Raw genomic sequence first — 20612 nt, 5'->3', positions numbered from 1 at the left:
GGCTCAGGGCCGGCTGGCGATCCAGCCCCGCGGGTCGATGGGCTGGCCGTTGCGGCGGACCTCGAAGTAGAGCCCCGGCTGGCCCTGGCCGCCGCTGGCCCCCACGGCGCCCAGGGCGTCGCCGCGGGAGACCGCGCTCCCCACGCCGGCGGAGAAGCGCTGCAGGTGAGCGTGCAGGGTCATCACCCGGTCGCCGTGATCGACGATCAGCAGGTTGCCGAAGCCGCGCATCCAGTCGGCGAAGACCACCCTGCCCGGATGCACGGCCTTGACCGGGGTGCCCTCGGCGGCGCGGATCACCAGGCCGTTGAGGTGCACACCCTCGCCGTCGCGAAAGGAAGAGGCGATGGTGCCCTGCACCGGCCAGGGCAGCGCGCCGCGGGTCTCGTCAATGGCGGTGGAGGGGGGCGGGCGCTCCATGCTGGCCAGCCGCTTCTGCACCTCGCGCAGGGTGCGTTCGGCATGGGCGCGGTCCTGGGCGAGGGTCGCCAGCCGGGCCTGCTCGCTGGCGAAGCGCTCGTCCAGTTTCGCCACCAGCGCGGTGCGCTCGGCGCTCTGCTCGGCCAGCGTGGCACTGCGCTCGTTAAGGCGTACCGTCACGGTTTCCAGCCGCTCGCCACGCTCGGCCAGGGCCTGGCGCGTGTCGTCGAGCTCGCTCTCTAAGCGCTCGATACGATCGAGGCGCTTGTGGCGGGCCCGAGCCAGGCGGTTGAGGTAGTGCTGCAGGCGATCGAGCCGGGCCGGGTCGTCCTGGTTGAGCAGCAGCTTGAGCTGGGGCGTAAGGCCCAGGCGGTAGAAGGCGTCGAGCTGGACCTCGAGTGATTCGAGCTGCTCGCGTCGCTCGCCGGCCAGGCGCTCGCGCCGGGCCTCGAGGTCGGCGATCTCGTCGTTCAGGGCACGACGCTCGACCTGCAGGGCGTCGAGGTGGCGATGGGTCTCGGCTAGCGCCGTCTCGACCTCGCGCAGCGCCTTACTCGCCTCGTCGCGGGCTTCCCGGGTGGTAGAGAGCTGCGCGGAGACTTCCTTGAGCTCCTCGCCCAGGGCGTCGAGGCGCGCCTGGGCCTCGCGCTCGGAGGGCGCGGCGAGAAGCGGCGAGGCCAGACCCAGCGTCAGGACAAGGCCCAGCCCCAGGGCAGTGGCCAGGCCGTCTAGCCCTCTCGGCGTCGACCGCCGCATCGCCACTCCCTGGCGCTCCGGGCCCCGGCTCACTCGGCCTCGATCAGCACTCGGCCGGTCATCTCTTCGGGCACCGGCTGGTTCATCAGGGTCAGCAGGGTCGGGGCGATGTCGCACAGCCGACCGTCGTCGAGCAGGCGCACCGGGCGCGGCCCGACATAGATCAGCGGCACGTCGAAGGTGGTGTGGGCGGTCTGGGGCGCGCCGGTCTCGGGGTGGATCATCTGCTCGGCGTTGCCGTGATCGGCGGTCACCAGGCAGGCGCCGCCGACGCGCTGGATCGCCTCCACCACTCGGCCGACGCAGGCGTCCACGGCCTCGATGGCCTGGACGGCGGCGTCGAACTTGCCGGTGTGGCCGACCATGTCGCCGTTGGCATAGTTGCAGACGATCAGGTCGTACTGGCCGCCCTCGATCGCCTCCACCAGGCGGTCGGTGACCTCCACGGCACTCATCTCGGGCTTCTCGTCGTAGGTCTTCACCTCTTGGGGGGAGGGCACCAGCACCCGGGTCTCGCCCCGGTACTCCGCTTCACGCCCGCCGGAGAAGAAGAAGGTGACGTGGGCGTACTTCTCCGTCTCGGCGATACGCAGCTGGGTGAGGTCGCGCTTTTCCATCACCTCGCCCAAGGTGTTGACGAGCTCCGCCGGGGGGAACGCGGCCGGGGCCGGGATGTCGGCAGCATACTGCGTCAGCATCACCAGGCCCTCGGCGGCGAGCGACGGCCGTACGCGGCGCTCGAAGCCCTCGAAGCCGTCCTCGACGAAGGCGCGGGTCAGCTCCCGGGCGCGGTCGGAGCGGAAGTTCATGAAGATGCCGGCATCGCCGTCGGCCATGGCCACCGGCGCGCCGGCGGGGCGGATGCTGGTGGCGGTGACGAACTCGTCGGTCTCGCCACGGGCGTAGGCCTGCTCGAGGCCCTGCTCGGCGGTTTTCGCCGTGAACTCGCCCGTGCCCTCGGTGATCAGGTGGTAGGCCTGCTCGACGCGATCCCAACGGTTGTCGCGGTCCATGGCGAAGTAGCGGCCGATGATCGAGGCCACGAAACCGTGTTCAGCGCCCACCAGCTCGGCGAGGCGTGCGTTGGTGCGCTCAAGCGAGCCCAGGGCGCTCTTCGGTGCCGTATCACGGCCATCGAGGAAGGCGTGGACATAGATGCGCCGGGCCCCGCGGCGGGCGGCCAGCTCGGCCATGGCCAGGATGTGGTCCTCGTGGCTGTGCACGCCGCCCGGCGAGAGCAGGCCCAGCAGGTGCACGGCCTGACCCGCGGCCACGGCGGCATCGATCGGCGCGGTCAGGGCGGCGATGGCGTCCAGTTCGCCCTCCTCGACGGCCTTGGTGATGCGCGTGAAGTCCTGGTAGACGACGCGCCCGGCGCCCAGGTTCATGTGGCCGACCTCGGAGTTGCCCATCTGGCCATCCGGTAGGCCCACGTAGCGACCGTCGGTATGGATCAGGCTATGGGGCTGCTCCTGCCACAGGCGGTCCATCACCGGGGTACGGGCGGCGAGGATGGCGTTGTCGTCGGGCGACGCGTTGTGGCCGTAGCCGTCGAGAATGATCAGGGCTACCGGGCGCGGGGTACGGGGGTCGGTCATGGGGGAGGGCCTCTTAGTCGGGGTCGCGTCCGGCCTGCGGGGCGACCAGGGTCGCGACTTGCATCTGCTTGCGGCATCATATCGCACGGCACCGTCGGACGTCATTTTGGCCGGCACCCGGGCCGCGGCACGCCGCGGCTTTGTGTATACTGGGCGCCGCCGCGATTGGCCGGCCCCGTTCACCGTGTACCCGATAAAGAGTTAGCCGAACCCATGATCGATCAGCTGTTCGAATTCGTGCAGAATCATCCCCTGCTGGTGGGGGCCTTCCTGGTGGTGTTGATCGCCTGGCTCGTCTACGAGGTCCGCAACAGCAGCGCCGGAGGCGTGACCTCCAGCGAGGCCACCCAGCTGGTCAACCGCGAGGACGCCGTGGTGCTCGACCTTCGCGAGGCCAATGACTTCAAGGCGGGTCATATCGCCGGGGCGCGCAACATTCCGCAGAGCAAGCTCGACGAGCGCCTGCGCGAGCTCGAGAAGTTCAAGGGCAAGCCGATCATCGTGGCCTGCAAGCACGGCCAGAGCGCCGGCGTCGCTCAGGCCAAGCTCACCAAGGCGGGTTTCGAGCGCGTGCTGAAGCTCAAGGGCGGCATGGCCCAGTGGCAGGCGGATGGTCTGCCGGTCGTCAAGAAGTAGACCTGGTCGTCAAGAAATAGGCGACACCCCGCATCACCCGGACCCGTTCACCCGATATTTACACCGGACAAAGGACCTTTCCCATGGCGGAAGAGAACAACCAGAACGCCGGCGCCGATGGTCAGGCGTCGGGCCAGCAGGACAAGCCGCAGCTGCAGTTCGCCCTGCAGCGCATCTACGTCAAGGACCTCTCCTTCGAGGCGCCCAACTCACCGGCGATCTTCCAGCAGCCGTTCAAGCCCAAGGTCGGCCTGGACCTGAACACCACCCACCAGCAGGTCGGCGAAGACCTCTTCGAGGTGGTGATCAAGGTCACCGCCCAGGTCACTCACAGCGAGGAGGGCACCACCTCCTTCCTGGCCGAGATCGAGCAGGCCGGCCTGTTTCGCATCGGCGGCCTCGAGGGGCAGCAGCTCGACCACACCCTGGGCGCCTTCTGCCCCAACGTGCTGTTCCCCTATGCCCGCGAGTGCATCGACAGCCTGGTCAACCGTGGCGGCTTCCCGCCGCTGATGCTGGCGCCGGTCAACTTCGAGGCGATCTACGCCCAGAAGAAGAAGCGTGAGGCCGAGCAGGCCCAGGCCTCCGGCGAGCAGGCGACCCAGTAAGCCGGTGCCGATCCTGATGAGTAAGGGCCGCCCGTGAAGGCGCCGCGCATCCACGTCGCCGCCGACTTTCCCGTTGGCGGCGACGTCGTTCTGCCCGAGGGGCCGGCCCGTCACGTGGCGCGGGTGCTGCGTCTGGCCGAGGGGGCCGAGCTGCGCCTCTTCGACGGCGCCGGCCTGGAGGCTCGGGCGGTGATCGTCGAGGCTACCCGCAAGCGGGTACTGGCGCGCATCGAGGCCGTCGAACCGGGTCACCGCGAGTCGCCGCTGGCGGTGCATCTTGGCCAGGCGATCTCCAAGGGGGATCGCATGGACTACGCCATCCAGAAGGCGGTCGAACTCGGCGTGGCGACCATTACCCCGCTCTACACCGAGCACGGCGACGTGAGGCTCAAGGGCGAGCGGGCGGCCAAGAAGCTCGCTCACTGGCAGTCCGTGGCCGCCAGCGCCTGCGAGCAGTGCGGCCGCGCGACCCTGCCGCCGGTGCATGCCCCGATGGGCCTGGTCGACTGGCTCGCTGCCCGCGATGAGGCGCTGCGCCTGGTGCTGCATCCCGGCACCGCCGGTGCCCTGGCCGAGGCCGAGGCGCCCGCCAGCGCCGCCGTGCTGATCGGCCCGGAAGGCGGACTCGCCGAGGCCGAGGTCGAGGCCGCGCGGTCCGCCGGCTTCGACCCGCTCTCCCTGGGGCCGCGCGTGCTGCGCACCGAGACCGCGCCGGTGGTGGCGCTATCGCTGCTGCAGGCCCGCTTCGGCGACCTCTGAGCCCCGCTCGGCTATCCTCTCTCCCTGGCTTCCCACGCCTTCCCGCTCCCCACTCTTTACCGGACGCCCGCCATGCCCGATTCCCGAGACCGCCGCTCGCCGCGCTCCTCTGCCCCGCCCGCCGCCGCGCCGCGGCGCCATCGCGCGCCCCGGGCCGCCGTCGGCGAGGTGGTCTACCTCGAGGTGGTCACCGTCAACGAGACGGGTGCCTTCCTCGACTGGGGGCACCCCCGCGACCTGCTGCTACCCTACGGCGAGCAGCGCTTCCGTCCCAGCGTGGGCCGGCGGGTGCTGGTGATGATCTACGAGGATCAGCAGGGTCGGCCGGTCGCCTCCCAGCGCCTCGACCGCTTCCTGGCCGACGAGGCCGAGGGCTTGGCGGCGGGCGACGAGGTGGCGCTGGTGATCGCCGATCAGACCGACCTGGGCTACAAGGTGGTGGTCGATCAGCGCTTCTGGGGCCTGCTCTACCGCGACGACGTGAACCGGCCGCTGCGCCGTGGCCAGCGGCTTGCCGGCTACGTGAAGCGCCTGCGCGACGACGGGCGCCTGGACCTGTCGCTGCTGCCGCCGGGGCCGGCGCGCCTCGACGTGGTCGGCGAGCAGGTGCTCAAGGCGCTGCGCGAGAGCGGCGGCTACCTGCCGCTGGGCGACAAGAGCGACGCGGGGGAGATCAAGGCGCGTCTGGGAGTGAGCAAGAACGCCTTCAAGCAGGCCATCGGGCGGCTCTACAAGCAGCGGCGCATCCTCCTGGAGCCCGGCGGCATCCGGCTGGCGCCGAGCACGGACTAGCCCGTTGGGGCAGCGCGTATAGCGAGGGGCGCCGGGGACGGGCTGAAGGGGAGGCCCGAGGACCAGGGGTGGCCAGTCTGGATAATCGCAGATGTATCTGACGAGGGGCGCCGGGGACAGGTCGAAGAGGGGGGTCCTACGCCATGGATGGCGTCGGTAGCGCCCAGGGAAGGGTTCACAGCGCCTCCTCGATGGTCCGGCACCCCGGGGCCTGTCGCCGGATCAGCTCCGAGCGTTCTGTACCGTACCGCGCATGCCGCAGCACCCTCCAGCTTGGTGCGTCGCTGGCCGCTGCGGCATACTGACCGCATTCAAACTCCGACTGGAAACACGACGCCATGAGCGAACGCGCGCTGAAGATCGGCGTGGTGATGGATCCCATCGCCGACCTCACCTACAAGAAGGACACCAGCCTGGCCATGCTGTGGGCCGCCCAGGATCGTGGCGCCTCGCTGCACTACCTGGAGCAGGAGGACCTCTTCCTGCGCGAGGGGCGTGCCTTCGGTCGGATGTGCGATCTTCACGTGCACCGCGATCCCGCGCACTGGTACGACCTGGGCGAGCCCGAGGTGGGGCCCCTGGGCGAGCTTGACGTCATCCTGATGCGCAAGGACCCGCCGGTCGACGGCCACTTCCTCAACGCCGTCTACCTGCTGGGCTTCGCCGAGCGTGAGGGCGTGCTGGTGGTCAACCCCACCCAGGCGCTCCTGGAGTGCAACGAGAAGCTCTTCGCTCAGCAGTTCCCCCAGTGCTGCACCCCGACCGTGGTCTCCTGCGACGAGGCCGTGCTGCGCGCTTTCCATGCCGAGCACGGCGACGTGATCTTCAAGCCGCTGGACGGCATGGGCGGCACCGGGATCTTCCATGTGCGCCCCGAGGGCCGCAACATTGGCGCCATCATCGAGATGCTGAGCGAGCGCGGCCAGCGCCAGATCATGGCCCAGCGCTACATCCCCGAGATCAAGGACGGCGACACCCGCATCCTGCTGGTGGACGGCGAACCGGTGCCCTACGGCCTCGCCCGGGTACCCATGGCCGGCGAGACTCGTGGCAACCTGGCCGCCGGCGGCACCGGCGTCAGCCGCGAACTCACCGCCCGCGACCACTGGCTGATCGAGCAGGTGCAGCCGGTGATCCGCGAGAAGGGGCTGATGTTCGTCGGCCTCGACGTGATCGGCGACTACATCACCGAGATCAACGTCACGAGCCCCACCTGCGTGCGCGAGATCGACGACCAGCGCGGCACCGACATCGCCGGCCTGCTGATGGATGCCATCGCACGGCGCCTCGACGAGCGGGGCTGACCCGGGAGGTCGGCGACCATGTCCAGCACCCTCAGCGATCCGATCCAGTATGCCCCGGTGACCCGGCCGCACCGGCACTGGCTGGCCTGGTCGCTGGCACTGCTGCTGCACCTTGTGGTGATCGGGGTGGTGGCGAGCCGCCAGTTCGCCCCGGCCCCCGTGGAGCGCACCAGCGTCGACGTGGTGCTGGTGAGTCGCCCGGCCCCGGCGCCCGTGGAGGCCGAGGCGATCGCCGAGGCCGCTCAGCGCGCCGCCGGCTCGCCCCAGGCCCAGGCGCCGGCCGAGGCTCGCGCCGCGCCCATGGAGGCGCTGCCTGAGCGGCAGGCCGCCGAGCCCGAAGTGGACCCGGCCACGCCGGCCGCGCCCCAGCAGGCCGAGGCCCCCGCGCCCGAGCTTGCCCGCGAGGCGCCGGCCGCCGAGGCCTCCCGCGAGGCGCCGTCGACCCCCGAGCCGCGCGTCAGCGCCCCCCAGTCGGCCGAGCGCTCGGCGCCGCCCGCGGCCGCGGCCCCGTCGGCCTCGGGGCGCGACCTGCTCGCCCAGGCCACCGCCAGCATCCGCGACCAGGGCCTCTCGCCGGAGTACGCCGGCGAGCAGCCGGGCGAGGGGCGCCCCGCCGCCCAGCAGGCCGCCGAGGCGCGCTACATCGACGACTGGACCCGCCGGGTCGAGGACTACGGCAACCGCGTGCACCCGGCGCCGCGTGAGCTCGATGGCCAGCTGCGCATCCGGGTGGTCATCGGCCGCGACGGTCAGGTTCGCCAGGCAGAGGTGATACAATCCTCGGGACACGCCGAACTCGACCAGGCGGCCCTGGACACGGTGCACGGTGCCGCCCCCTACCGGCCCTTCGACCGGGGCATGGGCAAGCTGGACAGCCTGTCCATTACGCGGGTCTGGCGATTCGGCCAAGGCAATCATTACGGCGTGCAATAGGTCCGCCGGGGAGTCTCATGCAATCCGTGCAACACTTCGGCTTGAAACACCACTTCCTGCTGGCGATGCCGCACCTGGAAGATCCCAATTTCGCCGGCAGCCTCAGCTATCTCTGCGACCATGACGAGAACGGCACCATGGGTGTGATCGTCAATCGGCCACTGGAGTTGACCCTGGACGCCCTGTTCGAGCAGCTGGAGCTGGGCGGCGACGAGAGCCCTCATCGCCAGGCGCCGGTCTACTACGGCGGCCCGACCCACAAGGATCGCGGCTTCATCCTGCACCGCGGCGACAGCGCCGCCTGGGACTCCAGCATCCAGGTCGCCGAGGACATCGCCCTGACCACCTCCATGGACATCCTCCAGGCGCTGGCCGACGGCCGTGGCCCCGACGAGTTCCTGGTCTGCCTGGGCTGCGCCGGCTGGGAGGCCGGCCAGCTGGAGGACGAGCTCAAGGAGAACGCCTGGCTGACCGTCGAGGGGCAGGCCGAGATCCTCTTCTCGGTGCCGCCGGAGCAGCGCCTGGGCGCCGCCGCAGGCATCCTCGGCATCGACCTGAACCTGATGACCCGCGAGGCGGGGCACTCCTGATGACGGGGACGAACTGATGGCCGACGCCGGCGCGCGCCTGATCCTGGCCTTCGACTTCGGCACCCGGCGCATCGGCGTGGCGGTGGGCAACGAGCTGCTCGGCAGCGCCCGGGAGCTTGCGCCGCTGCCGGCCCGTGACGGCATCCCCGATTGGGCCGAGGTGGCCCGGCTGGTGGACGAGTGGCGCCCGGACCTGTTCGTGGTGGGGCTGCCGCTCAACATGGACGACAGCGAGTCGGTCATGAGCACTCGGGCGCGCAAGTTCGGCAAGCGCCTCTATGGCCGCTTCGGCGTGCCCTGCGAGATGGTCGACGAGCGCGGTTCCACCCGCGAGGCCAAGGCGATCGCCCGGGAGGGCGGCCACCGCGGCAACTACCGGCAGGAGAGCGTCGACGGCATCGCCGCGGTGCTGATCCTGGAGGGCTGGTTCGCCCGCGCCGAGGGGCTGCCGCCGCCCTGAGGCCGGGCGATCAGGCCGGACGGGGGCCACCGTCGCTGTACTTCCTGGCGAAGTCGCCCACCGAGATGCAGGTGAACTTCTCGATGAAGAACGCCAGGGTCGCCGGGCAGCGGAAGCGCTCCTCGAAGGTCTCCACGCATCCTTCCCGCTCGCGCTCGACACTGGCCAGGTAGGTATCGCCGGCCTTGCGGAGCCTGACCGTCGCCTGGTTGTCCTGGGCCTGTTTCTCGACCTTCAGCTCGTGCTGCTCCTCGAGCAATCTTTCCAGCACCTCCCCCCCCTCGAGCTCTTCCGGTGAGGCCCAGAGCGGCTGGTCACGTTGGCCGTAGCGGTACAGGAAGATCATCGGCAGTACCGAGAAGATGGCCGTGGTGAGGGTCCAGGTCAGTGCCGTGCCGGAGAGGTCCGCCGTGAAGACCGCAAGCAGCTGCACTACGATGCCCAGGGCCAGCAGCCCCGCCAGGGGGCGCCACATCCGCGGGTTCATGAAACCCCTGTCCAGGAAGTATCCCCATAGCCCGATCACCACGATCGTCCCCACGCCCAGCTGGATCATGGCGAGCAGCGACCCGCCGCCCATCAGCAGGGCGATGACGCCGATCAGGATCAGCAGGGTGTAGAAGCCACACAGCAATAGGTACGCACGCTTCAGGTTCATCGGTGTTGCGCCTCCAGGCGTGGCTGCCGCCGATCGTCAACCCCAGCATAGGCGATCGGCCGTGAGCTGCAGGCCGTTCAGAAGGTGGCGTCGTCAACGCCCACGGTCGGGGGCACGAACCAGGGCACGTCGCGCAGGTCGCGCTCGATGTGCTCCTCGACCTTCAGCAGGGTGGCGAAGATCGCCATGCGCACCGGGATGCCGTTGTCGGTCTGGCGGAAGATCGCCAGGCGCGGGTCGCCGTTGAGGTCTACGTCCAGGTCGTTGGCCTCGGGACGGCTGTCCCGGGGCAGCGGGTGCATGACGATGGTGGTGGGGCCGCAGCGGCTGTCCAAGAAGGCGCGATCCACGGTGAAGTCCCGGGAGAGGTTGAAGCCCTCGATCATCTCGGCGGTGAAGCGCTCCTTCTGGATGCGGGTGGTGTAGACCACGTCGACGTCGGAGAAGTCGCCGGCCAGGCTCTCACGGACCTCCACGGTGAGCCCCTGGCGGCTGACGCGCTCGATCAGGTGGTGGGGCATCTCGAGCCCGGGGGGAGCCACCAGGGTGATGCGCATCGGCGCATAGCGCGCCAGCAGCCGGATCAGCGAGTGCACGGTGCGCCCGTACTTCAGGTCGCCGGTCATCAGCACATGGGCGTCCCTGAGCGCCTTGCCCTGGAGGGTGAACTCCTTGTCGATAGTATAGAAGTCCAGCAGCGCCTGGCTGGGATGCTCGCCGGGGCCGTCGCCGGCGTTGATCACCGGCACCTTCGTCGCGGCGGCGAACTCCGCCACCGAGCCCTGTTCCGGGTGGCGCATCACGATGGCGTCGCAGTAGCCGCTCATCACGCGGCTGGTGTCGTAGAGCGACTCGCCCTTGGCCATGGACGAGAAAGTGAAGCCGGTGGTGTCGCAGACGCTGCCGCCGAGCCGCGAGAAGGCGGTATGGAAGCTGACGCGGGTGCGGGTGCTGGCCTCGAAGAAGAGGTTGCCGAGCACCGCGCCCTCTAGCACCCGGGTGACCTTGCGCCGCTGGGCGACGGGTTCCAGGCGCGCGGCGACGCGCATCAGGTGGTCGATCTCGTCGCGGGACAGGGAGTCGATGGAGAGCAGGTGGGACATCACGGCGGCCTCGGCAGGGGGGACGGGCGCTAGTGTAACGCCGTGCGGGCACGGCTTCAGCCCTCTTCCGACGCCTCGGGACACGCACGCCCGTCCGAAGCCGGGCGTGGTGTCGAGGCGCAAGGCGTTACCAGGCTTCCGGCACCCGGCCGCCCAGTCGCGCGGTGATCTCGGCGGCGGTCTCGCGGACCAGCTGGCCGAGCTCGAGTAGCCGCGCCTCGGGAATCCGCGCCACCGGTCCGGAGACGGAGATGGCGGCCAGCGGGATGCCATGCTCGTCGTGGATGCAGGCGGCCACGCAGTGCAGGCCGATGGCGTGTTCCTCGCGGTCGCAGGCGAAGCCCTGGCGACGGATCTCGGCCATGCCCTCGCGCAGCGATTCGGGCGTGTGCAGGGTGTTCTCGGTGACCCGCGTCAGGCCCCGCTCGTCGAGGATGCGCTCGAGCTCGTCCTCGGGCAGCCAGGCCATCAGGGCCTTGCCGACGCCGGAGGCGTGCAGCGGCGCCCGGGAGCCGAGCCGGGTGATCATGCGCATCATCTGCGGCGATTCGCTCTGGGCCAGGAACACCGCCGTGCCGTCGTCGCGCACGCCGAGGTTGGCGGTCTCGCCGGTCAGCGCCGTGAGGCGGCGCAGGAAGGGCCGGCTGGTGCCGAGGAAGTCGCGCGCCTCGAGGAAGCTGTTGCCGATACGGAAGGTCTTGACGTCGATCTTCCAGACGCCGAGCTCGCTGTCCTGGGTGACAAACCCCTGACTCTGCAGCGCCTGCAGCAGCCGGTGGGTGGTGGAGGGGGCGAAATCCGCCTCCTCGGCCAGCTCCGACAGGGCCAGACCGCCGGGACTCGCCGCCAGGCGCTCGAGCAGGTTGAGCCCGCGCACCAGCGACTGGCTGTGGCCGCTGGTGCTCTTGCCTGAACCGGCGGGACGTCCCGCCGTCCTGCGCTTGCCTTCGCTCACCCGATCTCTCCTGTCACATGCTTTAACGGCCTAGGATACCGAGTCGGCGGGGCGATGTCGCGCTTCGGAAATGGTTTCCAACCTGCCCGGTCGCCGGCGATGACGCCGCCGGTTTCAGCGGTGTCGCCAGCGGGGCGGGCGCTTCTCGATGAAGGCGTCGATCCCTTCGCCGGCATCCTCGGCCATCATGTTGCGCGCCATCACCTCGCCGGAATAGGCGTATGCCTCGTCCAGCGGCAGGGCGAGCTGACGATGGAACATCGCCTTGCCGGTACGCACCGCCACGGCGCTCTTGGCGCAGATGCTGGCGGTGAGCTCGCCGAGCGACTCGTCGAGGGCCTCGTCGTCGGCCACCCGGTTGATCAGCCCCCAGTCGCGCGCCTGGTCGGCGTCGATGAACTCCCCGGTGAAGAGCATCTCCAGGGCCCGTTTGCGGCCGATGTTGCGGGAGAGGGCCACCGCCGGGGTGGAGCAGAACAGCCCGGCATTGATGCCCGAGACGGCGAAGCGTGCCGAGCGGGCGGCGACGGCCAGGTCGCAGCTGGCCACCAGCTGACAGCCCGCCGCGGTGGCGATGCCCTGCACCCGGGCGATTACCGGCACCGGCAGGGCGACGATCGCCTGCATCAGCGCGCTGCAGCGGGTGAAGAGTCGTTGGTAATAGGCCTCGTCGGGGGAGGCGCGCATCTGCTTGAGATCGTGACCGGCACAGAAGGCTCGACCCCGGGCGGCGATGACCACGCAGCGCACCTTGGTGTCGTCGGCAAGGGCGCCGATGGCCGCGGCCAGCGCCTCGAGCATCTCCTCGGAGAGGGCGTTGAAGCGCTTCGGCCGGTTCAGGGTGAGGGTGGTCACGCCGTCGGCCTCGTGGCGCAGCACCGGGGCATCGTCCTCGTCTCGCATCGTCACACTCCTCGGGGGCAAAGCCCTCAGCCTAACGCTCGACGAGCCGCGATGGTACGGCGTGCGAGCAAAGGCGCCCCCGCCAATGAACGCCCCGGGCGGGGCGGTCGTTGGCAAGCGACGCCTCAGACATCGTCGCGGAAGGGCTGCTCGTGCCTGGGCAGCACCAGGTTGAGGACGATGGCCGCGATCGCGCCCGGGATCAGGCCGGACTCGATGATCGCCTGGACGTTCTCGGAGAGGCCGGCGTAGAGGCCCTCCTGGGCCGGCAGGCCGATGGCCGCGGACAGCGAGACGCCGATGATCACCATGTTGCGCTTGTTGAAGTCGATATGGGACAGCATCTTGATGCCGGCGCTGGCGATCATGCCGAACATGATCAGCACCGCCCCGCCCAGCACGGCGTTGGGAATGCTCGAGATCAGTCCGCCCAGCTTCGGCAGCAGGCCGGCGAGCACCAGGAAACCGCCGCCGATGGCCACCACGAAGCGGCTGACCACCCCGGTCAGGGCCACCATGCCGACGTTCTGGCTGAAGCTGATCTGCGGGAAGGCGTTGAAGACGGCGGCGAAGACGCTGGCCAGGCCATCGGCCATCACGCCCCCGGAGAGCTCCCGATGGGTCGGCTCGCGATCCATGCCGCCGGCGGTGGTGCCGACGATGTCGCCAATCGACTCGGCGCAGGTCACGACCGCCAGCAGCACCACCGGGATGATCGCGGCTAGGTGGAACTCCAGGCCGATGGCCAGCGGCGTGGGCAGCGAGAGCCAGCCGGCGGAGGCGATCTGGCCGAAGTCCACCAGGCCAAAGGCCATGGCGGTCACGTAGCCCACGATCAGGCCCGCCAGGGGCGCGGTCTCGGACCAGATGCCACGGCCAAACTGGTGCAGGCCGAGGGTGACCACCAGCACCAGGGCGGCCAGCAGCACGTTGTGCAGGGCGCCGAAGTCCTCGGCGCCGAAGCCGCCGCCGGCATAGGCGAAGCCCACCGGCATCAACAGGGTGCCGAGCATGATCACGAAGGTGCCGGTGACCACCGGCGGGAACAGGAAGCGCACCCAGGGCAGGAAGAGCCCCACCAGGGCCATGGCGATGCCCCCGCACAGCGCCGAGCCCAGCGCGGCCGGCAGGCCCATGCCCACGGCGATGGGGATCAGTACCGGCACGAAGCCGAAGCTGGTGCCCATGACGATGGGCAGGCGCGCCCCGATCGGCCCGAGCCCCAGCGACTGCACCAGGGTGGCGACCCCGGCCACGAACATCGCGGCCTGGATCATGAAGGCCGTCTGGTCCGCCGGCAGGTCGGCGGCGCCGGCGATGATGATGGGCACGGTGACGTTGCCCACGAACATCGCCAGCACGTGCTGCAGCCCCAGCGGGATGGCCCGGCCGAGCGGCGGCATGGCGTCGACGTCGTGGGTGCTGCGGACCTTGTGGGTCGCGGTCTCGGTGGCGCTATCGGGTGTCGCCATGGGGCGTCTCCTGTTGTGGTTGTTGGGAACCCGTGGGATGGCCTAGCCGGCGCGTCGCAGTGCGCGGGCGGCCTCGTCGTGTCGGGCCAGCAGGGCGTCGAGATCGACCCCCTCCGGCCGGCCGTCGGTGACCCGCCACTGCCCGGCGACCATGACCCGATCGGCCCGGTGGGCGCCACACAGCAGCAGGGCGGCGACGGGGTTCTCCGCGCCGGAGAAGCGCGGCTCGTCGAGGCGAAACAGCGCCAGGTCGGCCTGCTGGCCGGGGGCGAGGCCGCCGATGTCGCCGCGACCGAGGCAGCCCGCGGAGCCGCGGGTGGCCCAGCGAATCACGTCGTCATGGGTCACGCGACTCGGTGCGTAGCGCAGACGACCGAGCAGCAGCGCCTGGCGCATCTCCTCGGCGAGATTGGAGTGATCGTTGGAGGCGGAGCCGTCCACCGCGAGGCCCACCGGACAGCCGGCGGCCTCCAGCTCCAGGGTGCGGCACAGGCCCGAGCCCAGCACCATGTTCGACGACGGACAGTGGGCGATGCCGGTGCCGGCCTCGCCGAGGCGGGCCACCTCGTCATCGTTGAAGTGGATGCCGTGGGCCAGCCAGGTCCGATCGGAGAGCCAGCCGGTGGCCTCCAGGTAGTCCAGCGGACGCATCCCGAACAACCGTTCACAGTAGGCGGTCTCGTCGGCGGTCTCGGCCAAGTGGGTGTGCAGGCGCACGTCCTTCTCCTCGGCCAGGCGGGCGCTCTCCTGCATCAGCTCTCGGCTCACCGAGAACGGTGAGCAGGGCGCCAGGGCAATGGTGGACATGGCGCCGTCGCCGCGCTGGTGATAGGCGTCGATCAGCCGTGCGCTCTCATCGAGGATGGTGCGCTCGCCCTGCACCACCGACTGGGGCGGCAGGCCGCCGTCGTCGTGGCCCACGCTCATCGAGCCGCGGGTCAGGGCGGCGCGCAAGCCGAGTCGCCGGGCGGTCTCCACCTGGATATCGATGGCCTGGGCCAGCGCGCCGGAGAAGACGTAGTGGTGATCGGCCACGGTAGTGCACCCCGACAGCAGCAGCTCCACCATGGCAAGCTCGCTGGCCACTGCCAGCTGGTCCTCGGTGAGGTTCGCCCAGACGTCGTAGAGGGTGGTCAGCCAGGGAAAGAGTTCCTTGTTCAACGCCGGCGAGTAGGCGCGAGTCAGTGTCTGATAGAAGTGGTGGTGGGTGTTGACCAGGCCCGGCAGCAGCACGTGATCCGAGGCGTCGAAGATCGCATCGATCGGCGTCTCGGGCGTGCCACCCGCCGGGACCGCCTCGACGATGCGTGTGTGTCGGAGCACCACGCCGCCGGCGGCGCGGGCATCGCTGCAGGCACGGGGGTGTCGGATCCAGAGGGTCGGTGAGTTCGGGGCCATGTTGTCCTCCCGGGGATCCGCCGGCGGCGGACCCTGTCGTGGACAAAGGGTTACCCAAGCCTCACCAGGAACTGGAGCCTTGGTTCAGGTGCCTTTGCAGTGATGTGTACGATGCCGGGCCGTAATCGACCCAAGCGTTGTGTACAAGATGCGAAGGAGACGCGCGAGTGTCAAGACAGGCGCTCAACGCTGTTCACCGGCGTCCGGGGCTCGCGCCATCGCCGCGGCCTTTGCGGCGCATCAGGCGATCGCCGAACAGGTAGGCGCCGAGCGCCAGCAGGATCAGCAGCGCGCCGGCCAGCATCGAGGCCGAAGGCTGCTCCTGGTTGAGGGTCATGCCGAGCTCAGCGCCAGCACCGGCGTGATCAGGGTGACCCGGGCCACGGTGGCGGCGTGCAGCCGCGAGAGGATCAGGTAGTAGCAGAGGAAACCGATCAGCGAGCCGAACACGGCCAGGTAGATCACCGCCCCGCGACCGTACGATCAGGTAGGCCGGTCCGGTCGGCATGGCAGGATCCTTGAGAGAAGGGGCGAATGGCAGGAGAAACATCGCCGCCTAGGCATTATCACCAAAAAAACCGCCGCGTCGATGACGCGGCGGCGCTGGCGTAGCTCAAGCCTCGAGCGTGGGCCTCAGCCCTGGAAGCTGGACTCGGAGTAGAGCACCCGCACGCGCTTGGTATGGGTCACCTGGCTCAGGGCATCCAGGGCTCGGGCACCGTAGTCCTGGTCGACATCGATGACCACGTAGCCGATGCGCTCGTTGGTCTGCAGGTACTGACCGAGGACGTTGATGCCATTCTCGGAGAGCACGCGGTTGATCTCGGAGAGCACGCCGGGCACGTTATCGTGGATGTGCAGCAGGCGGTGCTTGCCCGGGTGGGCCGGCAGGGCGACCTCGGGGAAGTTGACCGAGCTGACGGTGGTGCCGTTGTCGGAGTAGGTCACCAGCTTCTCGGAGACCTCGATGCCGATGTTCTCCTGGGCCTCGAGGGTGGAACCGCCGATGTGCGGGGTGAGGATGACGTTGGCCAGGCCGCGCAGCGGGCTGACGAACTCCTCGTCGTTGCCCTTGGGTTCCACGGGGAAGACGTCGATGGCGGCGCCGGAGAGGCGACCGGCCTCGAGCGCCGCGGCCAGCGCCTCGATCACCACCACGCTGCCCCGGGAGGCGTTGATCAGGATGCTGCCCGGCTTCATCAGCGCGATCTCGGCCTCGCCGATCATCCAGCGGGTAGAGGCGAGGTCCGGCACGTGCAGGCTGACCACGTCGGCGCGGGCCAGCAGCTCCTCGAGGCTGCCCACCTGGCGGGCGTTGCCCATGGCCAGCTTGGTGACCACGTCGTAGTAGATGACGTCGAAGCCCAGCGACTCGGAGAGCACCGAGAGCTGCGAGCCGATGCTGCCGTAGCCGATGATCCCCAGGGTCTTGCCGCGCGCCTCGTGGGAGTTCTTGGCCGACTTCAGCCAGCCGCCCTGATGGGCGTGGTGGCTCTTCTTGGGGATGCCGCGCAGCAGCATGATGGCCTCGGCCAGCACCAGTTCGGCCACCGAGCGGGTGTTGGAGTAGGGGGCGTTGAACACCGGGATGCCGCGCACCAGGGCGGCGTCCAGGTCGACCTGGTTGGTGCCGATGCAGAAGCAGCCCACCGCCACCAGCTTCTCGGCGGCATCGAAGACGCGCTCGTTGAGCTGGGTCCGCGAGCGGATGCCGATGAAGTGGACGTCGCGGATCTTCTCGATCAGCGAGGCCTCGTCCAACGAGGTCGGCAGGTGTTCGATGTTGGTGTAACCGGCATTGAGAAGATTGTCCACCGCACTCTGGTGGACGCCCTCGAGCAGCAGGATCTTGATCTTGCTCTTGTCCAGGGACGTTTTGGCCATGGTCGATTCAACCCCTTCGTCGGCGCGCGCCGCATGCATGTGTCATGAAGATGCTGATGAGCCTGGGGCCGGCCGGTCGCGCTTCGCCCGGGGCTAGGCAGGCTCGAAACAGGGCCGTTATCGTACCACAGTCGGCATGAGCCGGGATGAAAATGCGGTGAGCCGAGGATGAGCCGCATGCATGTTGTCACCCCGCGGACCGGGGCAGACGACCCCCCCGGGAGAGCGTGTATACTGTCGGCCCAAGGATCATCCACCGGCGAGTAGAGGCGATGGCGGAACAGCATAGTCAAGGCAGGGACGGGGTCGGCGACGAGGCGGCGCCGGCCGACTTCGCCGCCACCGTCGAGCGGCTCGAGCAGCTCGTCGAGCGGCTGGAGTCCGGCGAGCTGTCGTTGGAAGGCTCGCTCGCGGCCTTCGAACAGGGCGTGCGCCTGACTCGGGACGCCCAGCGTCGGCTCGACGAGGCCGAGCTTCGGGTGCGCACCCTCACCGAGGGCGAGGCGGGCGGCGTCGATCTGCAGCCCTTCGTGGCCCCGCCAGCGGAGGACGACGGTGAGCGCTGACGAACTGGTGGCCAGGCTGGCCGCGGACCGGGCCCGGGTCGATGCCCGTCTCGAGGCCCTGTTCAGCGAGCGGGTGGCGCCCGCGCCGCGCCTGGAGGCGGCGATGCGCCACGCCCTGCTGGTGGGCGGCAAGCGGCTGCGGCCGGTGCTGGTCTATACGGCCGGTCGGGCCCTGGGCGCCGCGCAGGACGACCTGGATGCCCCGGCCATGGCGCTGGAGCTGATCCACGCCTACTCGCTGGTGCATGACGACCTCCCGGCCATGGACGACGACGACCTGCGCCGCGGCCAGCCCACGGTGCATCGCGCCTATGACGAGGCCACCGCCATCCTCGCCGGCGACGCCCTCCAGGCGCTGGCCTTCGAGGTGCTGGCGGCAAGCAAGCACCCGCGGGTCGGCGCTTTGGTCGCCGGCCTGGCGCGGGCCGCCGGTCGCGACGGCATGGTGGCCGGCCAGGCGCTGGATCTGGCCGCCGTGGGCGGGCACCCGGAAGTGGCCGCGCTGGCGGCTATGCATGGCCACAAGACCGGCGCGCTGATCCGCGTGGCGGTGCGTTCCGGCGGGCTGATCGCGGTCGACGCGACCGACGCGCGATTGGCCGCCCTGGACGCCTATGCCGACGCCATCGGCCTGGCCTTCCAGATCCACGACGACGTGCTCGACGTCACCGGCGACACCGCCACCCTCGGCAAGACCTCCGGGGCCGATGCCGCCCGGGCCAAGCCGACCTATCCGAGCCTGCTGGGGCTCGAGGGCGCTCGCCGCCGGGCCCTCGACCTCGTCGAGACGGGCGTGGCGGCCCTGGCGCCGCTGGGTGAGGATGCTGTGCCCCTGGCCGACCTGGCCCGCTACATGATCGAGCGTGACCATTGACACCACAGGCCCCACATGAAGCTGTTCGATGACATTCCCGTCGAGCGTCCGGCCACGCCGCTGCTCGACACCCTGGAGGCGCCGGCCGCCCTGCGCGCCATGAACGCCGGCCAGCTGGCGCAGGTGGCCGATGAGCTGCGCGCCTACCTGCTCTACAGCGTGGGCGTTTCCGGCGGCCACTTTGGCGCGGGCCTCGGCGTGGTGGAGCTCACCGTGGCCCTCCACCAGGCCCTGGAGACGCCCCACGACCGCCTGGTGTGGGACGTGGGCCACCAGGCCTACCCCCACAAGATCCTCACCGGCCGCCGCGAGGCGATGACCGGCATCCGCCAGTATGGCGGCTTGGCCGCCTTCCCCCGGCGCGCCGAGTCGGCGTTCGATACCTTCGGCGTCGGCCACTCCAGCACCTCGATCTCGGCGGCGCTGGGCATGGCGCTGGCCGCCCGCACCCGCGGCGAGTCGCGCCGGGTCTGCGCGGTGATCGGCGACGGCGCCCTGACCGCGGGCATGGCCTTCGAGGCCCTGGCTCACGCCGGCCACGTCGACGCCAACCTGCTGGTGGTGCTCAACGACAACGAGATGTCGATCTCCGAGAACGTCGGCGGCATGGCCAGCTACCTGGCGCGCATCCTCACCAGCAAGCCCTACACCAGCATGCGCGAGGGCGGCAAGAAGGTGCTCTCTCACCTGCCCGGCGCCCTGGAGCTGGCGCGGCGCACCGAGGAGCACATGAAGGGCATGATCAGCCCCGCCACGCTCTTCGAGGAGCTGGGCTTCAACTATATCGGGCCCATCGACGGCCACGACCTGCCGCTGCTGGTGGATACCCTGCGCAACATGCGCGACCTGGAGGGGCCACAGTTCCTCCATGTGAAGACCCGCAAGGGCAAGGGCTTCCTGCCCGCCGAGGCCGACCCCATCGGCTATCACGCCATCACCAAGCTCGAGAAGAGCGAGCCGGGCAAGGGGGGGGAGACGCCTCCGCCGTTCCGGCCGGCCGGCCAGGCCTCGAGCTCCAAGCAGAAGTACTGCCGGGTCTTCGGCGACTGGCTCTGCGACATGGCGGCGGCGGACGAGCGGCTGATCGGCATCACCCCGGCGATGCGCGAGGGCTCCGACCTGGTGCGCTTCTCGAAGGAGTACCCCGAGCGCTACTTCGACGTGGCCATCGCTGAGCAGCACGCCGTGACGCTGGCCGCGGGCATGGCCTGCGAGGCGATGAAGCCGGTGGTGGCGATCTACTCCACCTTCCTGCAGCGCGGCTACGACCAGCTGATCCACGACGTGGCGGTGCAGGAGCTCGATGTCACCTTCGCCATTGACCGCGCCGGCCTGGTCGGCGAGGACGGGCCCACCCACCACGGCAGCCTGGATCTCTCCTACCTGCGCTGCATCCCGGGGCTCGTGGTGCTGGCACCGGCCGACGAGGCCGAGTGCCGGGCCATGCTCAGCGCCGCCTACCACCATCCCGGCCCGGCGGCGGTGCGCTATCCCCGCGGCACCGGCCCAGGCGTCGCGACCCCCGACCATCTGGAGCTCCTCGAGATCGGCCGGGCCGAGTGGCGGCGGCGCGGCAAGGAGCGGGTGGCGCTGCTGGCCTTCGGCAGCCTCAACGGCCCGGCGGCGGAGGTGGCCGAGCGCCTCGACGCCACGCACCTCAACATGCGCTCGATCAAGCCGCTGGATCGCGACGCCGTCATGGCGGCGGCCGACGATCACGACCTGCTGGTGACCCTGGAGGAGAACGTCGTCGCCGGGGGCGCCGGCAGCGCCGTCAACGAGCTGCTGATGGCCGAGGGCGCCCAGGTCGAGGTGCTCAACCTGGGCCTGCCCGACGCCTTCGTCGAGCACGGCAAGCCCGCCGAGCTGCTCGCCGAGTGCGGCCTGGACGCCGACGGCATCGAGGCATCGATCCGCGCCTGGCGCGGCTGATTCTTCCCTTT

General features: G+C 70.0%; 22 protein-coding genes. 11 read left to right on the top strand and 11 right to left on the bottom strand.

Features of this window, described 5'->3' with window-relative positions:
• Positions 1-3 precede the first annotated feature (3 nt).
• Complete coding sequence (locus FEI13_RS00770) at positions 4-1176, bottom strand: murein hydrolase activator EnvC family protein (RefSeq protein WP_138178766.1); 1173 nt, start codon at positions 1174-1176, stop codon at positions 4-6.
• A gap of 29 nt (positions 1177-1205) precedes the next feature.
• Entirely contained in the window at positions 1206-2774 is a 1569-nt protein-coding gene (gpmI, locus tag FEI13_RS00765) for a 2,3-bisphosphoglycerate-independent phosphoglycerate mutase (protein WP_138178765.1), read from the bottom strand.
• Between the two features lie 213 nt (positions 2775-2987).
• On the opposite strand from gpmI, the gene FEI13_RS00760 reads away from it, so the two are divergent.
• The 8 genes from FEI13_RS00760 to ruvX all read left to right on the top strand — a co-directional run bounded on the left by FEI13_RS00760 (position 2988) and on the right by ruvX (position 8856).
• The gene (locus tag FEI13_RS00760; RefSeq protein WP_138178764.1) at positions 2988-3410 is read left to right on the top strand and encodes a rhodanese-like domain-containing protein; all 423 of its coding nucleotides are present in this window, start codon (positions 2988-2990) and stop codon (positions 3408-3410) included.
• A gap of 83 nt (positions 3411-3493) precedes the next feature.
• The gene (gene secB / locus FEI13_RS00755; protein WP_138178763.1) at positions 3494-4018 is read left to right on the top strand and encodes a protein-export chaperone SecB; all 525 of its coding nucleotides are present in this window, start codon (positions 3494-3496) and stop codon (positions 4016-4018) included.
• Between the two features lie 33 nt (positions 4019-4051).
• Positions 4052-4777 (top strand): 16S rRNA (uracil(1498)-N(3))-methyltransferase, encoded by a 726-nt coding sequence (locus tag FEI13_RS00750; RefSeq protein WP_138178762.1) that lies wholly within the window; start codon positions 4052-4054, stop codon positions 4775-4777.
• 72 nt (positions 4778-4849) lie between these two features.
• Positions 4850-5569, top strand: coding sequence for a CvfB family protein (locus FEI13_RS00745; RefSeq protein ID WP_138178761.1), 720 nt, complete (start codon positions 4850-4852; stop codon positions 5567-5569).
• Positions 5570-5907: 338 nt separating this feature from the next.
• Entirely contained in the window at positions 5908-6873 is a 966-nt protein-coding gene (gene gshB / locus FEI13_RS00740; protein ID WP_138178760.1) for a glutathione synthase, read from the top strand.
• An 18-nt stretch (positions 6874-6891) separates the two neighbouring features.
• Complete coding sequence (locus FEI13_RS00735) at positions 6892-7806, top strand: energy transducer TonB (protein WP_138178759.1); 915 nt, start codon at positions 6892-6894, stop codon at positions 7804-7806.
• A 17-nt stretch (positions 7807-7823) separates the two neighbouring features.
• Positions 7824-8396 carry a YqgE/AlgH family protein gene (locus FEI13_RS00730; protein WP_138178758.1) on the top strand — a complete coding sequence of 191 codons (573 nt, stop codon included), beginning with the start codon at positions 7824-7826 and terminating at the stop codon, positions 8394-8396.
• Between the two features lie 16 nt (positions 8397-8412).
• Complete coding sequence (gene ruvX / locus FEI13_RS00725) at positions 8413-8856, top strand: Holliday junction resolvase RuvX (RefSeq protein ID WP_138178757.1); 444 nt, start codon at positions 8413-8415, stop codon at positions 8854-8856.
• 10 nt (positions 8857-8866) lie between these two features.
• Here ruvX and FEI13_RS00720 read toward each other — a convergent pair whose 3' ends face one another.
• The 9 genes from FEI13_RS00720 to serA form a co-directional block, all read right to left on the bottom strand.
• A complete protein-coding gene (locus FEI13_RS00720; protein WP_138178756.1) occupies positions 8867-9514 on the bottom strand; it encodes a hypothetical protein in 648 nt (215 codons plus the stop codon).
• A 77-nt stretch (positions 9515-9591) separates the two neighbouring features.
• Positions 9592-10620 (bottom strand): aspartate carbamoyltransferase, encoded by a 1029-nt coding sequence (gene pyrB, locus FEI13_RS00715; RefSeq protein ID WP_138178755.1) that lies wholly within the window; start codon positions 10618-10620, stop codon positions 9592-9594.
• 124 nt (positions 10621-10744) lie between these two features.
• Positions 10745-11572 (bottom strand): IclR family transcriptional regulator domain-containing protein, encoded by an 828-nt coding sequence (locus FEI13_RS00710; RefSeq protein WP_138178754.1) that lies wholly within the window; start codon positions 11570-11572, stop codon positions 10745-10747.
• A 114-nt stretch (positions 11573-11686) separates the two neighbouring features.
• Positions 11687-12475 (bottom strand): enoyl-CoA hydratase, encoded by a 789-nt coding sequence (locus FEI13_RS00705; protein ID WP_138178753.1) that lies wholly within the window; start codon positions 12473-12475, stop codon positions 11687-11689.
• Between the two features lie 125 nt (positions 12476-12600).
• Positions 12601-13947: a uracil-xanthine permease family protein gene (locus FEI13_RS00700; RefSeq protein WP_138178752.1), complete on the bottom strand. Its 1347-nt coding sequence runs from the start codon at positions 13945-13947 to the stop codon at positions 12601-12603.
• A 42-nt stretch (positions 13948-13989) separates the two neighbouring features.
• Positions 13990-15345, bottom strand: a complete 1356-nt coding sequence (locus FEI13_RS00695; protein WP_138178751.1) for an 8-oxoguanine deaminase — start codon at positions 15343-15345, stop codon at positions 13990-13992.
• Positions 15346-15538: 193 nt separating this feature from the next.
• Positions 15539-15682: a hypothetical protein gene (locus tag FEI13_RS19340; protein ID WP_240036377.1), complete on the bottom strand. Its 144-nt coding sequence runs from the start codon at positions 15680-15682 to the stop codon at positions 15539-15541.
• Entirely contained in the window at positions 15679-15810 is a 132-nt protein-coding gene (locus tag FEI13_RS19590; protein WP_275668701.1) for a hypothetical protein, read from the bottom strand. Before FEI13_RS19590 ends, FEI13_RS19340 begins: the two co-directional genes overlap by 4 nt.
• 168 nt (positions 15811-15978) lie before the next feature.
• The gene (serA, locus tag FEI13_RS00685) at positions 15979-17229 is read right to left on the bottom strand and encodes a phosphoglycerate dehydrogenase (protein WP_138178750.1); all 1251 of its coding nucleotides are present in this window, start codon (positions 17227-17229) and stop codon (positions 15979-15981) included.
• 272 nt (positions 17230-17501) lie between these two features.
• Here serA and FEI13_RS00680 point away from each other — a divergent pair, with 272 nt between their 5' ends.
• From FEI13_RS00680 to dxs, 3 genes are read left to right on the top strand one after another with little or no spacing between them, the layout of a single operon-like run.
• The gene (locus FEI13_RS00680) at positions 17502-17795 is read left to right on the top strand and encodes an exodeoxyribonuclease VII small subunit (RefSeq protein WP_138178749.1); all 294 of its coding nucleotides are present in this window, start codon (positions 17502-17504) and stop codon (positions 17793-17795) included.
• Positions 17785-18669, top strand: a complete 885-nt coding sequence (locus tag FEI13_RS00675; RefSeq protein WP_138178748.1) for a farnesyl diphosphate synthase — start codon at positions 17785-17787, stop codon at positions 18667-18669. The genes FEI13_RS00680 and FEI13_RS00675 overlap by 11 nt, the downstream gene beginning before the upstream one ends.
• 15 nt (positions 18670-18684) lie before the next feature.
• A complete protein-coding gene (dxs, locus tag FEI13_RS00670; RefSeq protein WP_138178747.1) occupies positions 18685-20601 on the top strand; it encodes a 1-deoxy-D-xylulose-5-phosphate synthase in 1917 nt (638 codons plus the stop codon).
• The last annotated feature ends 11 nt before the right edge of the window (positions 20602-20612 follow it).

This window comes from Halomonas urmiana, assembly GCF_005780185.1.
Lineage (GTDB): Bacteria > Pseudomonadota > Gammaproteobacteria > Pseudomonadales > Halomonadaceae > Halomonas > Halomonas urmiana.
Note: the sequence above shows the minus strand (reverse complement) of the source record. Positions and strands in the feature narration are given on the sequence as shown.

Excerpts from the sequence above, each read along its gene's own strand:
- FEI13_RS00770 (WP_138178766.1), bottom strand. The coding sequence starts at position 1,176 with ATGCGGCGGTCGACGCCGAGAGGGCTAGACGGCCTGGCCACTGCCCTG.
- gpmI (WP_138178765.1), bottom strand. The coding sequence starts at position 2,774 with ATGACCGACCCCCGTACCCCGCGCCCGGTAGCCCTGATCATTCTCGAC.
- FEI13_RS00760 (WP_138178764.1), top strand. The coding sequence starts at position 2,988 with ATGATCGATCAGCTGTTCGAATTCGTGCAGAATCATCCCCTGCTGGTG.
- secB (WP_138178763.1), top strand. The coding sequence starts at position 3,494 with ATGGCGGAAGAGAACAACCAGAACGCCGGCGCCGATGGTCAGGCGTCG.
- FEI13_RS00745 (WP_138178761.1), top strand. The coding sequence starts at position 4,850 with ATGCCCGATTCCCGAGACCGCCGCTCGCCGCGCTCCTCTGCCCCGCCC.
- gshB (WP_138178760.1), top strand. The coding sequence starts at position 5,908 with ATGAGCGAACGCGCGCTGAAGATCGGCGTGGTGATGGATCCCATCGCC.
- FEI13_RS00735 (WP_138178759.1), top strand. The coding sequence starts at position 6,892 with ATGTCCAGCACCCTCAGCGATCCGATCCAGTATGCCCCGGTGACCCGG.
- FEI13_RS00730 (WP_138178758.1), top strand. The coding sequence starts at position 7,824 with ATGCAATCCGTGCAACACTTCGGCTTGAAACACCACTTCCTGCTGGCG.
- ruvX (WP_138178757.1), top strand. The coding sequence starts at position 8,413 with ATGGCCGACGCCGGCGCGCGCCTGATCCTGGCCTTCGACTTCGGCACC.
- FEI13_RS00720 (WP_138178756.1), bottom strand. The coding sequence starts at position 9,514 with ATGAACCTGAAGCGTGCGTACCTATTGCTGTGTGGCTTCTACACCCTG.
- FEI13_RS00705 (WP_138178753.1), bottom strand. The coding sequence starts at position 12,475 with ATGCGAGACGAGGACGATGCCCCGGTGCTGCGCCACGAGGCCGACGGC.
- FEI13_RS00700 (WP_138178752.1), bottom strand. The coding sequence starts at position 13,947 with ATGGCGACACCCGATAGCGCCACCGAGACCGCGACCCACAAGGTCCGC.
- FEI13_RS00695 (WP_138178751.1), bottom strand. The coding sequence starts at position 15,345 with ATGGCCCCGAACTCACCGACCCTCTGGATCCGACACCCCCGTGCCTGC.
- FEI13_RS19340 (WP_240036377.1), bottom strand. The coding sequence starts at position 15,682 with ATGACCCTCAACCAGGAGCAGCCTTCGGCCTCGATGCTGGCCGGCGCG.
- serA (WP_138178750.1), bottom strand. The coding sequence starts at position 17,229 with ATGGCCAAAACGTCCCTGGACAAGAGCAAGATCAAGATCCTGCTGCTC.
- FEI13_RS00680 (WP_138178749.1), top strand. The coding sequence starts at position 17,502 with ATGGCGGAACAGCATAGTCAAGGCAGGGACGGGGTCGGCGACGAGGCG.
- dxs (WP_138178747.1), top strand. The coding sequence starts at position 18,685 with ATGAAGCTGTTCGATGACATTCCCGTCGAGCGTCCGGCCACGCCGCTG.